Source organism: Burkholderia sp. Ac-20365, from assembly GCF_017104715.1.
GTDB lineage: Bacteria > Pseudomonadota > Gammaproteobacteria > Burkholderiales > Burkholderiaceae > Paraburkholderia.
The window spans coordinates 752,319-767,118 of sequence record NZ_JAAGPI010000001.1 but is presented as its reverse complement, the minus strand read 5'-3'; the positions used below and the strand labels follow the sequence as shown (position 1 = coordinate 767,118).

Annotated in this window: 12 protein-coding genes; 11 read left to right on the top strand and 1 reads right to left on the bottom strand. The window is 62.3% G+C overall.

The features are described from left to right. Positions 1-106 precede the first annotated feature (106 nt). From G3O01_RS03300 to G3O01_RS03280, 5 genes are all read left to right on the top strand, one after another. Positions 107-1,390, top strand: a complete 1,284-nt coding sequence (locus G3O01_RS03300; RefSeq protein ID WP_241023634.1) for an extracellular solute-binding protein — start codon at positions 107-109, stop codon at positions 1,388-1,390. A gap of 121 nt (positions 1,391-1,511) precedes the next feature. Continuing rightward, positions 1,512-2,414, top strand: coding sequence for a sugar ABC transporter permease (locus G3O01_RS03295; RefSeq protein ID WP_205802994.1), 903 nt, complete (start codon positions 1,512-1,514; stop codon positions 2,412-2,414). A gap of 27 nt (positions 2,415-2,441) precedes the next feature. After that, positions 2,442-3,293, top strand: coding sequence for a carbohydrate ABC transporter permease (locus G3O01_RS03290; protein ID WP_205802993.1), 852 nt, complete (start codon positions 2,442-2,444; stop codon positions 3,291-3,293). 45 nt (positions 3,294-3,338) lie between these two features. Then, a complete protein-coding gene (locus G3O01_RS03285; protein ID WP_205802992.1) occupies positions 3,339-5,312 on the top strand; it encodes a beta-galactosidase in 1,974 nt (657 codons plus the stop codon). Beyond that, on the top strand, positions 5,312-7,726 hold the full coding sequence (locus G3O01_RS03280) for a beta-galactosidase (protein ID WP_241023580.1): 2,415 nt from the start codon (positions 5,312-5,314) through the stop codon (positions 7,724-7,726). Before G3O01_RS03285 ends, G3O01_RS03280 begins: the two co-directional genes overlap by 1 nt. Positions 7,727-7,772: 46 nt before the next feature. Here the strand turns inward: G3O01_RS03280 and G3O01_RS03275 are convergent, their stop codons facing one another. Continuing rightward, positions 7,773-8,717, bottom strand: a complete 945-nt coding sequence (locus G3O01_RS03275; RefSeq protein ID WP_205802990.1) for a LysR substrate-binding domain-containing protein — start codon at positions 8,715-8,717, stop codon at positions 7,773-7,775. Between the two features lie 139 nt (positions 8,718-8,856). On the opposite strand from G3O01_RS03275, the gene G3O01_RS03270 reads away from it, so the two are divergent. The 6 genes from G3O01_RS03270 (at position 8,857) to G3O01_RS03245 (ending at position 14,788) form a co-directional block, all read left to right on the top strand. Next, on the top strand, positions 8,857-10,185 hold the full coding sequence (locus tag G3O01_RS03270) for an FAD-binding oxidoreductase (RefSeq protein ID WP_205803118.1): 1,329 nt from the start codon (positions 8,857-8,859) through the stop codon (positions 10,183-10,185). Between the two features lie 33 nt (positions 10,186-10,218). Continuing rightward, entirely contained in the window at positions 10,219-10,944 is a 726-nt protein-coding gene (locus tag G3O01_RS03265; RefSeq protein WP_205802989.1) for an amino acid ABC transporter ATP-binding protein, read from the top strand. Positions 10,945-11,024: 80 nt separating this feature from the next. Then, positions 11,025-11,834 (top strand): transporter substrate-binding domain-containing protein, encoded by an 810-nt coding sequence (locus G3O01_RS03260; protein ID WP_205803117.1) that lies wholly within the window; start codon positions 11,025-11,027, stop codon positions 11,832-11,834. 71 nt (positions 11,835-11,905) lie between these two features. Then, a complete protein-coding gene (locus tag G3O01_RS03255) occupies positions 11,906-12,712 on the top strand; it encodes an amino acid ABC transporter permease (protein WP_205802988.1) in 807 nt (268 codons plus the stop codon). A gap of 27 nt (positions 12,713-12,739) precedes the next feature. Further along, positions 12,740-14,077: an FAD-binding oxidoreductase gene (locus G3O01_RS03250; protein ID WP_205802987.1), complete on the top strand. Its 1,338-nt coding sequence runs from the start codon at positions 12,740-12,742 to the stop codon at positions 14,075-14,077. Between the two features lie 27 nt (positions 14,078-14,104). After that, entirely contained in the window at positions 14,105-14,788 is a 684-nt protein-coding gene (locus tag G3O01_RS03245) for an SDR family NAD(P)-dependent oxidoreductase (RefSeq protein ID WP_205802986.1), read from the top strand. Positions 14,789-14,800 lie beyond the last annotated feature (12 nt).

Genomic DNA, 14,800 nt, shown 5'->3' with positions numbered 1-14,800 from the left:
GGGTTCGCCGATCTAGACAGCCGGCCACAGAGCCGGCGCGGTGGGCATGAAGATCGCTGTCCGCATCGCGCGGCCGGCCAACAACGCAGTTCAAGGAGACAGCACGATGATCAACACGCACCTGAGCCGCATCGCTGGGCTCGCCTCTTTCAACACGCGCTCCGTGACGGCCGTGCTCGCGGTTTCGGCGGCGCTGCTGTCGGGCTTCGTCGCGAATGCGGACGCCGGGCAGTTGAACGTGAACGTATCGGCGCGCGGCAACCAGCGCTCGACGTGGCAGGACGCCTTCGACAAGTTCAAGAAGGCAAACCCCGACGTCGACCTGAAGATCACCTACATCACCGAAGAAGCGTACAAGGTGCAGATGGGCGGCTGGCTCGCCACCGATCCGCCCGATCTCGTGTCGTGGCACGACGGCGAGCGCATGGCTTACTACGCAAAGCGCGGCCTGCTCGAAGACCTTTCCAGCGACTGGGCAAAGAACGGGTGGAGCCAGCAGTACGCATCGGTGAAGGAAGCCTCGACATACAACGGCAAGCAGTATGCGGCGCCGCTCGGCTATGACGCATACGGCTTCTTCTATCGCAAGGATCTGTTCGAAAAGGCGGGCATCAAGAGCGAGCCGAAAACGTGGGAAGAATTTCTCGACGCATGCAAGAAACTCAAGGCTAGCGGCGTTGCGCCGATTGCCGTCGCCGCGCGCGACAGCTGGACGCTTGCTGCATGGTTCGATTATCTCGACCTGCGCATCAACGGCAACGCGTTCCACCAGAAGCTGATGGCAGGCGAAGTGCCGTACACCGATCCGCGTGTGAAGAAGGTCTACACGACGTGGAAGACCTTGATGGACGACCATTACTACATCGACAACGCGCTCTCCTACGACCTCGATTCGATCGGCCCGTTCCTGTCGAACGGCAAGGCCGCGATGATGCTGATGGGCACGTTCTACTCGGCAGGCATTCCGTCGAGCGTGAAGGATCAGATCGGCTTCATGCGCTTCCCGGTGATCGATCCGAAGGTTCCGATGGCGGAAGACGGTCCCGTCAACGTACTGCTGCTTCCCGCGAAGGCCAAGAACAAGACCGACGCGCGACGCCTGCTCGCATTCATGGAAACGCCTGAAATCAACGCGGATCTCGCGCGCGGCTGGGGCCAGTTGCCGTCGAACAGCAAGGCGACGGAACCGGACGATCCGATTTCCAAGGTCGGCTTCCAGACGCTCGCCAGCACGACGGGCGGCATCGCGCAGTTCTACGACCGCGACATGACGAAGGAAATGGCCGACGAAGGCATGAAGGCGATGCAGCAGTTCTACAACGATCCGTCGCAGATCGATTCGCTGCTGGCCCGTCTCGAAGCGACACGCAAGCGCATCTATCACAAGTGATGGGCTGAAGGCGGCTGCAGCGAAACGGCCGCCTGCCGGGCGCAGCGAATGTGCTGCTGCGCCCACGAATCATCGGCTGCTCGCTGCGACACGCGCGAGCAGCATCGAAAGAGGTTTCATCATGTCCACGTCTATCGCTCGCCTGCCTTCGGCGCGCAGCCGGCGCACGTCTGCTTCCGGGCGTGCGCGCAATCGCGCAGCATTCTTTTTTCTGCTGCCGGGCTTCGCGTTGTTCGCGCTGTGCGTGATCTATCCGATCTTCAGCAGCATCGCGCTCAGCTTCTACAACTGGGATGGCATGACGGAGAAGACGTTCATCGGCCTTGCCAACTACACCGAGTTGTTCCAGGCCGATACGTTCTATGTCGCGCTGAAGAACAACCTGATCTGGCTCGTGTTCTTCCTGCTTGCGCCGCCGCTGGGGCTGCTGTTCGCGCTGTATCTGAACCAGCAGGTCAAGGGCATGCGCGTCGTGAAGTCGCTGTTTTTTGCGCCTTTCGTGCTGTCGGGCGTGGTCGTTGGGCTCGTGTTCAGCTGGTTCTACGACCCGACGTTCGGTTTGCTGAAAGTGATTGTCGGCCACGGCATTCCCGTGCTCGGCGATGCACATACGGTGACATTCGGCATTGTGTTCGCCGCGCTGTGGCCGCAAACGCCGTATTGCATGGTGCTGTATCTCACTGGCCTCACGTCGATCAACCCTGAAGTGGTGGAAGCCGCGCGCATGGAAGGCGCAAAGGGCTGGCGACTGTTGTGGCACGTGATCCTGCCGCAGTTGCGGCCCGCCACGTTCATGGCCGTCGTGCTGACGGTGATTGGCGCCTTGCGCAGCTTCGACCTGATCGCCGTGATGAGCGGCGGCGGTCCGTTCGACAGCTCCACCGTGCTCGCCTATTACATGTACGACCAGGCGATCAAGTACTACCGCGAAGGCTATTCGGCCGCGATTGCTGTCGTGCTGTTCGCGATCATGCTCGTCTACATCGTGTTCCATCTGCGCCGGATGCTGCGCGAAGAACGCTGATTCATTCATCGCGCAAGGAGAACTGTCATGTATCCGCTTCCCGTCGAACGCTGGAAACCCTGGAATCGCGCGATCTACAAGGCGTCGCTGCCGCTCGCGCTGTTCGTCTGGCTGCTGCCGATGCTCGCCGTGCTGCTGACGTCGATCCGCTCATCGGATGAACTGTCGCAGGGCGATTACTGGACGTGGCCCAAACACTTCGCGCTGCTCGACAACTACGGCACCGCGCTCGCGCAAACGCCGATGCTGCATTACTTCGCCAATAGCGTGCTGATTACGGTGCCTTCCGTGCTCGGCGCGATTCTGCTCGCATCGATGGCGGGCTTCGCGCTCGCGACGTATCGGTTTCGCGGCAACATCATCGTGCTGTTTACGTTCGTCGCGGGCAACTTCGTGCCGGTGCAGATCCTGATGATTCCCGTGCGCGACATGGCGTTGAAGGTCGGACTGTTCAACACCGTGTGGGCGCTGATCATCTTTCATATCGCGTTTCAGACGGGCTTTTGCACGCTCTTTCTGCGCAACTTCATCAAGCAGTTGCCGTTCGAGCTGATCGAGGCGGCGCGCGTCGAAGGCGCGAGCGAGTGGACCATCTATGCGCGCATCGTGCTGCCGCTGATCCGCCCTGCACTCGCCGCGCTCGGCATTCTCGTCTTCACTTTTGTCTGGAACGACTATTTCTGGGCGCTGTGCCTCACGCAAGGCGACGACGCTGCGCCCATCACGGTCGGTGTGGCCGCACTCAAAGGCCAATGGACGACCGCGTGGAATCTCGTCGCGGCAGGCTCCGTGCTCGCCGCGCTGCCTTCCGTGCTGATGTTCTTCGCGATGCAAAAACACTTCGTAGCGGGCCTGACGTTCGGCGCGAGCAAAGGCTGACGCGTACCGCCGGCAGCCCACAACTGATCTCTGGAGAAATCGACAATGCAACTGGGTGTTTGCTACTACCCCGAACAATGGCCGGAAACGATGTGGGCCGACGACGCGCGCCGGATGATCGAACTCGGCATCACGCATGTGCGGATCGCCGAGTTTGCATGGAGCCGCATGGAGCCGCGCGCGGGCGTTTATGAATGGACGTGGCTGGACCGCGCCGTCAAGACGCTCGCCGATGCGGGCCTGAAAATTGTGCTCGGCACGCCGACGGCCTCGCCGCCGAAGTGGCTCGTCGATTCGATACCCGACATGCTGCCCGTGCGTGCCGACGGCACGACATGGAATAGCGGATCGCGTCGTCACTATGACGTATGCAGCGAGCCGTATCGGCGCGAATGTCTGCGTATCGTCGACGCGATGGCGCAGCGCTACGGCGCGCATCCTTCTGTCGTCGCGTGGCAAACGGATAACGAACTCGGCTGCCATGAAACCGTGCCGAGCTATTCCAGAGCGGCTCGCGCACGCTTCCAGGCGTGGCTCGCGCGACGTTACGAAACCGTCGACAACCTGAACCAGCGCTGGGGCACCGTGTTCTGGAGCATGGAGTATCTGTCGTTCGATTCGATCGAATTGCCGAACCTCACGCCAACCGACGCGAACCCGATTCACCTGCTCGACTTCCGCCGCTTCATGTCCGATGAAGTGACGAGCTTCCATCGCGAGCAGGTCGATGTGCTGCGCCGTTACGCGCCGGATGCGGACATGCTGCACAACTTCATGGGCTTTTTCACGACCTTCGATCACTATCGCTTCGCTGCGAACAACAGCATCGACGTGGCAACGTGGGACAGCTATCCGATCGCGCGCACGGAAGTGATCGCGTTGAGCGAAGAGGATAAAGCGCGTTATGCGCGTACGGGGCATCCCGATGTCTCCGCCTTCGATCACGACCGCTATCGCGCGATTGGCCAAGGTCGCTTCTGGGTCATGGAACAGGAAGCGGGTCCGGTGAATTGGGCGCCGTGGAACCCCGTGCCCGCGCCCGGCATGGTGCGGCTGTGGGCCTATGAGGCGTTCGCGCACGGTGCCGAACTGGTGTCGTACTTCCGCTGGCGTCAGGCGCCCTTCGCGCAGGAACAGATGCATTCTGGTCTGAATCTACCGGACAACACGCTCTCGCCGGGTGGCCGTGAAGTGGCACGCGCCGCGCAGGAAATTGCGCAATCCGCGGCGCTGACGACGCTCGCGCAAAGCGGTCCCGCGCCGCGTGCACAAGTCGCGCTCGTGTTCGACTACGAGACGCAATGGATGTTCGAAATCCAGCGACACGCAAAGGGTTTCGACTATCAGACGCTGGCGTTCGAGTACTACCGGACGCTGCGTGAAATGGCGCTCGACGTCGATATCGTGTCGACGCATGCCGATTTTTCCGGCTACAAGCTGATTGTCGTGCCGGGTCTTGCAGTGTTGCCAGCAGGTTTTACAAAGACGATCGAGCAATCGCCCGCGCAATGGGTGATCGGTCCGCGCACCGGTTCGAAGACCACGGACTTCGCAATTCCCGCGCGGTTGCCGCCCTGCGCTTTGCAATCGGTGTTGCCGTTCAAGGTGCTCGAAGTCGATTCGTTGCGGCCCACGCTGCAACCTTCGACCACACTCGATGGCGCAACAGGCATCGCACTGCACTGGCGCGAGCATCTAGAAACGCGTGATGGTCTCGATGTGCTCGCGCGTTTCGATGACAACTGGCCAGCCATCGTCGCGCGCGGCAATGTGCGCTACGCAGGCGCATGGTTCGATGCCGCGTTGCATCGTGCGTTGCTCGAAGGCGCGGCGCGTGATGCGGGTCTCGATGTAACACATCTTCCGCAAGGCCTCCGCGTGCGTCGTCGCGGCGAGATCACGTTCGCGTTCAACTTCGGCGCAGACGCTGTCGATGCGCCCGCGCCCGTCGATGCCCGTTTCGTCCTCGGCCAGCGCAGGCTCGGCACCGCAGACGTTTGCGCATGGATCGACGCGTAATGGATCGCCCGAGCCAGATGCCGGTCACGCTCACCGTCGACGCGAGCCGTCCTGCTGTCGCGCCGCTCGAGGACATTTTGCGAATGGGCGCAAATACCTCACCGGACGGCAAGACGATCGGCATCAACAGCCGCTATCTGACGCGCGACGGCAAGCCGTGGCTGCCCGTGATGGGCGAACTGCACTACGCTCGCGTGCCCGATGCGCAATGGAACGATGCACTTGCTAAGGTCAAGGCGGCGGGCGTCGACATCGTGTCGTCGTATGTGATCTGGCGTTATCACGAGCCGCGTTCTGGAACATTCGACTGGAGCGGGCGGCTCGATCTGCGGCGTTTCATCGAAGGCTGCGCGCAACGCGGTCTGCTCGCGTTCGTTCGCATTGGGCCGTGGGTGCATGCCGAGGTCCGTTATGGCGGCATCCCCCCCTGGGTCGTTGATCAGGTTCCGACTCGCAGCGACGATCCGCTCTATCTGCACTATGTGCAGTGTTTTTTCAAAGAGATCGCGGCGCAACTCGATGGCTTGCTGTGGAAGGACGGCGGCCCCGTCATCGGCATTCAACTCGAGAACGAATACAACCTCACGGGCCCGCAACAGGGACGCGAGCACATCGCAACGCTCAAACGCCTCGCGCGCGAAGCGGGACTGGACGTACCGCTGTACACGGTGACGGGCTGGGACAATGCCGTGTTTCCCCATCGTGAAGTCACGCCTGTTTTTGGCGGCTACGCGGATTTGCCTTGGGGCACGTCGACGGCAATGTCCACGCCGAACGAGGTGTATGGATTTCGCTTCACGAGCCGCGTCGGCGGCGATCTCGGCGCACAGACGCACAACAGCGAACCCGGCGATGCGGATGCCGTAGCGCACGAAACGCCCTTCCTGGGCGCCGAATTCGGCGGCGGCTTGCCGACGATGTACCGGCGGCGCCCCGTGCTCGATCCCGACGATATCGCCGCGATGTTGCCCGTGCAGCTCGGCTCGGGTGTGAATCTGTACGGCTACTACATGCTGTATGGCGGCCGTAATACGCCGGGCGATCTGGACGGACAGGAGTCGACGGCGACGGGCGGCTATAACGACCTGCCCATCGTCAACTATGATTTCCAGGCGCCGTTCGGTGCGAATGGCGAAGCGCATCCGGTACTTGGCAAGCTGCGTGCGCTTCACCTGTTTCTTCAGCATTGGGGCAGTTCGCTCGCGACGTGCGAAGTGTATGCACCCGATGTTTTGCCGCGCAGCGCGGATGACCTGCACACACCGCGCTTTTCCGTGCGCGCGGACGGCGACCGTGGCTTCCTGTTCTTCAACAGCCATGTCCGGCAGCACGCATTGCCTGCGCGACAAGGTGCGCAGTTCAACGTGAAGCTTGCCACGCGGACGGTCACACTACCGGCAACACCAATCGACATTGCATCGGGTGTTTCGTTTGTGTGGCCAATCGGGTTGGCACTTGGCAACGCGCAATTGCGTTACGCGACTGCGCAGCCCGTCACGCAACTCGAATCGCCGGAAGGCATCACATACGTGTTTTGCGCAACCGGCGGCATCGCACCCGAGTTCGCGTTCGAAGCCGCGTCAGTTACGAACGTCACGTCGGGCACCACCGCGATCACGCACGAAGCAGACGGCACGCTACTCGTCCGCCCCACACCCGGCGAAGCATTCGTCGCAACATGCCGGGACGAAACGCGCATCACGGTCATCACGCTTGCACGCGAAGATATCGAAAGGCTCAGCGTGTTGCCGTTCGACGGCCAACGCCGCTTGATTCTCACCGATGCGCTAACGTTCGAGCGCAACGACGGTGAACTCGTGTTCCGTTCGACAGGAAAAGCGACCTTTGACATCGCCGTCTATCCGCCTCTTCAGCACGCGCCAGGCTCCACGCACGCCCTCAAGGAAACGCAACGCGGCGGCATCTTTCAGCGCTTCACAGTGTCCGTGCCGCCCGTTGCGTTCGAGCCTCACCTGACACCTCTGCGCGAAGCGAGAACGATGCCTCCCATCGCGACAGGCGGCGCCGCGCAAGCAGCCGTCGAACCCGTACCCGAAACCTTCGGCAAAGCCGCTGCATGGCGCATCGATCTCCCGGAAGAAGCGTTGACAGCACCCGGCCTGAGCAACGGCTATATGTCGATCCGCTACACGGGCGACATCGGTCGGCTGTTTTCAGGCGCGAATCTGATCGACGATCATTTCTATAACGGCTTGCCGTGGCAGATCGGCGTGCGCAACGTGACAATCGATCCACGGCAACCGTTGATACTGACCGTGTTGCCGCTGCGCGCCGATGCACCCATCTATCTCGACGCACGCCACGATCCGCGGCCCGCAATACAAGATCAGATAGCTGAGGTTCAGAGCGTAACGTGGGTGCCCGAGTATGAAGTCGTTGTTTCGAGAAGGTGACGGTCAGGGACCGTCTTGACGGCGTTCGCGTGCGCCGCGCAACGTGCTATTTCACGCGTTGCGCAGCCTTGCGAACGCCCGCTTTTTCCTGAGCGCCCGACGCCGCGATCTCCTCCGCCATCATCGTGCGAACGATCTCCAGAAAGGTCTGCACCACAGGATTGGGCTGCTGCAACTGCGGACACAGCGTAAAGCCGCGAAACATGATCTGCGGCGTGAACGGTCGAAAGGCGATGCGCTTCGGGTTCGCGTCGATCGCAGCAAGCGGATTGACGATACCGACACCCAGTCCGCGCGACACCAGCGCGCAGATCGTCGCGCCGTAGGGCGTCTCGATAGCGGGCAACTGCCCGGCGCCCGCAGGCCGCAGCGCGCGATCGAGAGGACTGCGCGTATCGTCGGCATAGGAAGGCAGAATCAGCCGCTCGCCGCGCAGGTCGCTTGCTTCGATACGGTCCTTCGCCGTCAACGGATGCTTCGCCGGTAACGCACACAACGCAGGCAGCCGATACAACTCGGCGCTCGTCACGCCAAACGCATCCGGCGTCGTGGTCGCAAAGCCGACGTCGCAATACGCAGCTGACACCCAGCGCTGTATCGTCCCTTCGCTGCGCATTTCCAGCGACACAATCACACGTGGATGCGCCGTCAGGAACCGCTCGATCACCGCCGGCAGAAACGACAGCGCCAGCACGGGCGCCGCAACGATGCGCAAACGCCCACTGCCCAACTGGCGAATCTCACGCGCCGAAATCTCCAGCTTTTCCAGCCCGACAAAGCTGCGCTCCACTTCACGATAGAACGCACTGCCCGCATCCGTCGCGCGGATGCGTCCGCCGTTGCGCGTGAAGAGCGCGAGTCCGGTTGCCTCTTCCAGTTCGGCAATCAGCCGGCTGATGCTCGGCTGCGACGTGCCCAGTTCTTCGGCCGCCGCCGTCATCGAACCGCGCAGCATCACCAGCCGAAACGCCTCGATCTGCCTCTGATTCATCGCTTCTCCCGCACGCTGACCCTGAATAGAGACCTTAGCTTGCCATATCAGAAATGAATAGAAGCCGTTTTTGTCGCTATTTGACCGGATAAGCCGCCCGAACCTAGACTGGTCTCAACAGGCAAAACCGCTCATGCTCATGCGTCCCGATTCCCTGCTTTTCCATGAAGATTTCCGCTGCGACCCTTACTGGTGGGACGCTGCGCCGCCCGAAACCGCGCGGGCGCAACTGCCCGGCGAGGTCGATCTGGTAATCGTCGGCAGCGGTTACTGCGGGCTGTCGGCTGCGGCGGAAGCATCGAGCCATGGCGCGCGCGTCGCCGTGCTAGATGCGGGCGAGATTGGCGGCGGCGGCAGCACGCGCAGCGGCGGCATGATATCGAGCGGACAAAAGCTCGCGCTGACGAATGCCATTCAAGGCGTTTCCGCCGAGCGGCTCGTGCGGCTGATGCACGAATCGATGGCGAGCTTCGAATATCTGAAGCGCATCGTCGCCGATGAATCGCTGGACGCGGACTTGCAGATCACCGGCCGCTTCTTCGGCGCCTACACGCCGTCGCATTTCGAGCAGTTGCGTCGCCAGGGACAGTTGCTGCGCGACAAGACAGGCGTCACCGTGCACGTGATCGAGCGTGACGCGCAGCGGGCGATGATCGGCTCGGATTACTACTACGGCGGCATTCTCGTCGACGAATACGGCGGTCTGCATACGGCGAAGTATCACCGCGCACTTCGGGAACTGGCCAGGCGGCGCGGCGCCACGCTGCACTCGCACGCGCAGGCGGAACGTATCGAACGCATCGCGGGTGGCGCGCGTTTTCGCGTGCACACGGCGCGCGGCTCGCTCGATGCAAAGCATGTGCTGGTCGCCACCAACGGCTACACAGGCCCGCAACTGCCGTTCTTTGCGCGCCGCGTGCTGCCTGTCGCGAGCTATCAGATCGCGACGGAGCCGCTGCCCGAAGGCCTGATGCATGTGCTCAACCCCGGCCGCCGAATGATCAGCGACTCAAAGCGCAACCTGTTTTACACGCGCCCGTCGCCCGATGGCACGCGGATGATTTTCGGCTCGCGCCCGGCGATTCGCGAACTCAGCGAGCGCGACGCAGCACGCCTGCTGTACGGGAAGATGCTGCAATTGTGGCCAGCGCTGCGCGACGTGCGCATCACGCATGCATGGAAGGGTTTCGTCGCGATGACGCGCGACAAGCTCGCGCATATCGGCGAACACGAAGGCATTCACTACGCGCTCGGCTGCAACGGCAACGGCGTCGCGCTGATGAGCTATCTGGGCCATCGCGTGGCGCGTCATATGCTCGGCATCGATCGTGACGCAGGCGCATTCGGCGAAGGCGAATTCCCGTTGAGCGGCGCAGGCATCGCGAGCCAGCTGGCCGTGCCGTTAGGTTCAGCGCTGTATCAACTCGACGATATGTGGCGCGGCCGTGTGCGTGCCGCGCTGTCCTGATCACCCTTGCATGACCCGATACGAGGAGCCCCGATGATCCAGTTGCACAACGTGTCGAAATGGTTTGGCGAGCACCGCGTGCTGGACGGCTGCTCGGCGTCGATCGAACGCGGCGAGGTCGTCGTGATCTGCGGGCCGTCGGGTTCGGGCAAGTCGACGCTCATCAAGTCCGTCAATGGGCTCGAACCTGTGCAGGATGGCCGCATCGTCGTCGATGGCGTGGATGTGACGGCGGAGACGGCGAACCTCGCGCAATTGCGTGCGAAGGTCGGCATGGTGTTCCAGCATTTTGAACTGTTTCCGCACCTGAGCGTGCGGCGCAACCTGATGCTCGCGCAGATGAACGTGCTCGGCCGCAGCCGCGACGAAGCAGCCGAAAAAGCGCGCATGCTGTTGCGCCGCGTCGGCCTGCGCGATCACGAGGACAAGTACCCGACGCAACTCTCGGGTGGCCAGCAGCAGCGTGTCGCGATTGCGCGTGCGCTGTCGATGGACCCGGTTGCGATGCTGTTCGACGAACCGACGTCCGCGCTCGACCCCGAAATGGTCAATGAAGTGCTCGACGTGATGAGTTCGCTCGCACACGAAGGCATGACGATGCTGTGCGTGACGCACGAAATGGGCTTCGCGAAGCGTGTCGCCGATCGCATCCTGTTCATGGATCGCGGCGCGATCGTCGAGGACGATACGAAAGAACAGTTCTTCGCACGCCCGCGCTCCGAGCGTGCACGTGAGTTTCTGTCACGCATTCTGCATTGAGCGGTGCGACTCCGCGTTTATCGCGTTCGCACCGCTGTACCGATTCCGTTCACTGCCGTTCCTTTCGAAGGAGCTTCATGATGCGTTTTCTTCAGTTTGCACGCAATCTCGCACTCGCCGCTTCGTTGTGCGTCACGGCCGTATCGGCCGCCCATGCAGAAGATGTCGGCACGCTCACACCCGGCAAGATCGTCGCGGGCGTCGACGCGAATAACAAGCCCTACTCGTATATCGACAACGGCAAGATGACGGGCTTCGACGTCGAATTGATCAAGGCGATTGCCGCGAAGCTCGGCCTGTCCGCCGACTTCCGCGCGCAGGACTTCGCCGGCCTCTTGCCGAGCGTCGCGAACCAGCAGATCGACCTCGCCGCCGGCTCCATTTCGATCACGAAAGACCGGCTCAAGATGGTCGACTTCTCCGACGGTTATCTCACGGGCCTGCTGAGCGTCGCCACGCTGCCGGGCAGCACGATTTCCGCCGACGTCGGCTCCGTGAAGGGCAAGCGTATCGGTGTCGTGCAAGGCACCATCGAAGACACGTATTCGGCCAGCTATCTGCCCGACGCGCAGATCGTGCGCTTTCCGAACCTGAACGCCGGTTTCCTCGCGCTGCGCAACAAGTACATCGACGGCTATTTCGTCGACAAGACGCTCGTGGAAGGTTTGCAAGGCAAGTACCCGCAGGCGAACATCGCCGACAAGCTCGACATTTCCGCCGTCAATCTGCCTGCGGGCTTCCCGGTTCACAAGGGCAATGCGAAGCTCGAGGCCGCGCTCAACAAGACGATCGGCGAACTGGTGGCCGATGGCACGTGGATGAAGCTCTATCTGCAGTTCCATCCGGGCTATCCGCAACCGACCAGCCTGCCGCCGTATGCGATGAAGTAAGGCAACGGGTCTGCATGGTTTCAGATCGCACCGGGTAGCACCTGTTCGACCACGTCCCCTGGAGAGCGCACATGGACGCCTTTTTACAGAACTTCCTCGACTGGCCGCTTCTGGTCGAATCATTGCCGTCGCTGCTCGGCACAGGCCTCGTCAACACGCTGATCCTGTCGCTGTTCTCGACGGTGCTCGGCATCTTCGCGGGCATGGTGCTCGCGCTGATGGCCGTGTCGAACACGCGCTGGCTGACGTGGCCGGCGCAGATGTTCATCGACGTGTTTCGCGGCTTGCCAGCGGCGCTGGTGATTCTCGTGGTCGGTCAGGGGCTGGCGCCTATCGGGCTGTCGATCTTCGGGCCGAATCCGTATCCGCTCGCGATCGTCGCGCTCGCGCTGATTTCATCGGCGTATATCGCGGAGATTTTCCGCTCGGGCATCCAGAGCGTCGGGCGCGGCCAGATGTATGCATGCCAGGCGCTCGGCATGACGTACTGGAGCGGCATGCGCCATGTGATCGTGCCGCAGGGCGTGCGGCGCATTTTGCCCGCGCTCGCCAACCAGTTCATTTCGATCGTCAAGGATTCGAGCCTTGTTTATTTTCTCGGTCTGCTCACGTCGCAACGCGATCTCTTCACGATCGGGCAGAACTCGGCGGTGAATACCGCGAATCTTTCGCCGCTTGTCGCGGCGGGCGTCGTGTATCTGCTGATCACCGTGCCGCTCACGCACGCGATCAATCACATCGACCGCTGGACAAACCGCTTTTCCAATCCCGGTCAGCGCCGCGGCAAGAAGACCGTGCGCAGCCTGCGCGCTGCACGCCGTGAAGAAGCGCTGCAATCGCAGGCTGCCACGGCGGGTATTGCAGAACGCCATCATTGAACCCATCCAACCCGACAACAAACGAACATGGGACCAAAAGTCGATACTGTTGCCGACGATATCCAGTTGCCCGAGCGCGTCGATGTGGTCGTGATCGGCGGCGGGATCATCGGCGTGTCCACTGCGTTGTATCTGAGCGAAAAAGGTTTGCAGGTTGCGTTGTGCGAAAAAGGACACATCGCCGGTGAACAGTCGAGCCGCAACTGGGGCTGGGTGCGCGTCACGCGGCGCGACCCGCGCGAACTGCTGCTGAGCATCGAAAGCCTGAAGCTGTGGCGCACGCTGGACCGCACGCTCGGCATCGAGACGGGCTTCAACCAGTGCGGCATCCTGTATGTATCGAACGATGACGCGACGCTGGCGAGGCACCGCGACTGGCTCGCACGCGCCAGGCAAATTGCCGGCGATGCTTTCGATACCCGCGAAATCGACACGAAGGAAATCGCGCAACTGCTGCCCGGTTCGACGCAACGTTTCAAAGGCGGGATCTTCACTCCGGGCGACGCGCGTGCCGAACCGCAAAAGGCCGCGCCCGCCATCGCCAATGCGCTGCGCAAGCGCGGCGTGAAAATCCTCACGCCCTGCGCGGTGCGCGGCATCGAAACGAGTGGCGGACGCGTGAGCGCCGTCGTCACCGAGCACGGCACGATCCGCTGCAACGCGGCTGTGGTCGCGGGCGGCGCGTGGACGCGTTACTTCTGCGGCAATCTCGGCATCGAACTGCCGCAACTGCTGACGCGCGCATCCGTACTGCGCACCGAGCCGCTGGACGGCGGCCCGACGTGCAGCGCGAACAACGAAGAGTTTGCATTTCGCAAGCGCGCCGACGGCGGCTATACCGTCGCCTATGGATTGCGTACGCACGCGGATCTCACGCCCGATGCGTTCCGCCTGTTTTTCAAGTACATCGAAGCGCTGAAGAGCCAGATGGGCGCGTTGCAGATCCGTGTCGGCAAGCGGTTTCTGGACGAACTAAAGCGGCCGCGCCGATGGTCGCTCGATCAACCGACCGTGTTCGAATCCATCCGCACACTCGACCCCGATCCCGTCGTGCCCTACGTCGATAACGGCCTGCGCGAGTTCGTGAAGGCGTTTCCGCAACTCGCCAACGCGAAGATCGCGCAACGCTGGGCCGGCTATATCGACGTGACGCCCGATGCCATTCCCGTCATCTCGGGCGCGGCGCGCGTGCCGGGGCTGTTCATCGGCACGGGGTTTTCGGGGCATGGCTTCGGCATCGGCCCGGCAGCAGGCAAGCTGATGGCCGATATCGTCAACAACGATGCGCCGCTTGTCGATCCGCACGCGTTTCGTCTGTCGCGCTTCAGCGACGGCTCGAAGATCACGATCGATGCGGGCTTCTGAGCGTCATAACGTCATCGGAAACGGCAAATGGACAAGGTAGCGATGGTGTCAGGCGCGAATCGCGGCATCGGCCGCGAGATCGCGCTGGAATTGCATCGGCGTGGTTACAGGCTGTCGCTCGGCATGCGTGATCCGTCATCGTTCGATAACGACCTCGGCGCGTTCGTCTTCCGCTATGAAGCACGTGAGGAGCAGTCGGCACGCGACTGGGTAGACGCAACGATCGACCATTTCGGCCGTCTCGACGTGCTGGTCAGCAACGCAGGCATCTGCAAGATGATCACGTTCGACAACGGCACGAGCGAACTGCTCGACGAAACGCTCGATATCAACGTGAAGGCGCCCTTCCGGCTCGCGCAAGCCGCGTTGCCGCATCTGAAGCGCGCAGGCAACGGACGCTTCGTGCAACTCGCATCGCTGTCGGGCAAACGCGTGAAGAACCTGAATGTCGGCTATCAGATGTCGAAGTACGCGGTGCTCGCGTTGACGCACGCGGTGCGGCGCGCGGGCTGGGACGACGGCGTGCGCGCGACGGCCGTCTGCCCCGGCTTCGTCAATACCGACATGGCCGCCGGTCTCGCCGATCTGCCGCCCGATGCGATGACGCAGCCGGGCGACATTGCAGCCATCGTGGTCAACACGCTCGAGTTGCCGAACACCGCGAGCATGGCGGAATTGCTGATCAATTGCCGCCTCGAAGACATGCTCTGACGGCGGCGAAAC

Coding starts and splice junctions, on each gene's coding strand:
- G3O01_RS03260 (WP_205803117.1), top strand. CDS start 11,025: ATGCGTTTTCTTCAGTTTGCACGCAATCTCGCACTCGCCGCTTCGTTG.
- G3O01_RS03250 (WP_205802987.1), top strand. CDS start 12,740: ATGGGACCAAAAGTCGATACTGTTGCCGACGATATCCAGTTGCCCGAG.
- G3O01_RS03270 (WP_205803118.1), top strand. CDS start 8,857: ATGCGTCCCGATTCCCTGCTTTTCCATGAAGATTTCCGCTGCGACCCT.
- G3O01_RS03285 (WP_205802992.1), top strand. CDS start 3,339: ATGCAACTGGGTGTTTGCTACTACCCCGAACAATGGCCGGAAACGATG.
- G3O01_RS03255 (WP_205802988.1), top strand. CDS start 11,906: ATGGACGCCTTTTTACAGAACTTCCTCGACTGGCCGCTTCTGGTCGAA.
- G3O01_RS03245 (WP_205802986.1), top strand. CDS start 14,105: ATGGACAAGGTAGCGATGGTGTCAGGCGCGAATCGCGGCATCGGCCGC.
- G3O01_RS03295 (WP_205802994.1), top strand. CDS start 1,512: ATGTCCACGTCTATCGCTCGCCTGCCTTCGGCGCGCAGCCGGCGCACG.
- G3O01_RS03290 (WP_205802993.1), top strand. CDS start 2,442: ATGTATCCGCTTCCCGTCGAACGCTGGAAACCCTGGAATCGCGCGATC.
- G3O01_RS03280 (WP_241023580.1), top strand. CDS start 5,312: ATGGATCGCCCGAGCCAGATGCCGGTCACGCTCACCGTCGACGCGAGC.
- G3O01_RS03265 (WP_205802989.1), top strand. CDS start 10,219: ATGATCCAGTTGCACAACGTGTCGAAATGGTTTGGCGAGCACCGCGTG.
- G3O01_RS03275 (WP_205802990.1), bottom strand. CDS start 8,717: ATGAATCAGAGGCAGATCGAGGCGTTTCGGCTGGTGATGCTGCGCGGT.
- G3O01_RS03300 (WP_241023634.1), top strand. CDS start 107: ATGATCAACACGCACCTGAGCCGCATCGCTGGGCTCGCCTCTTTCAAC.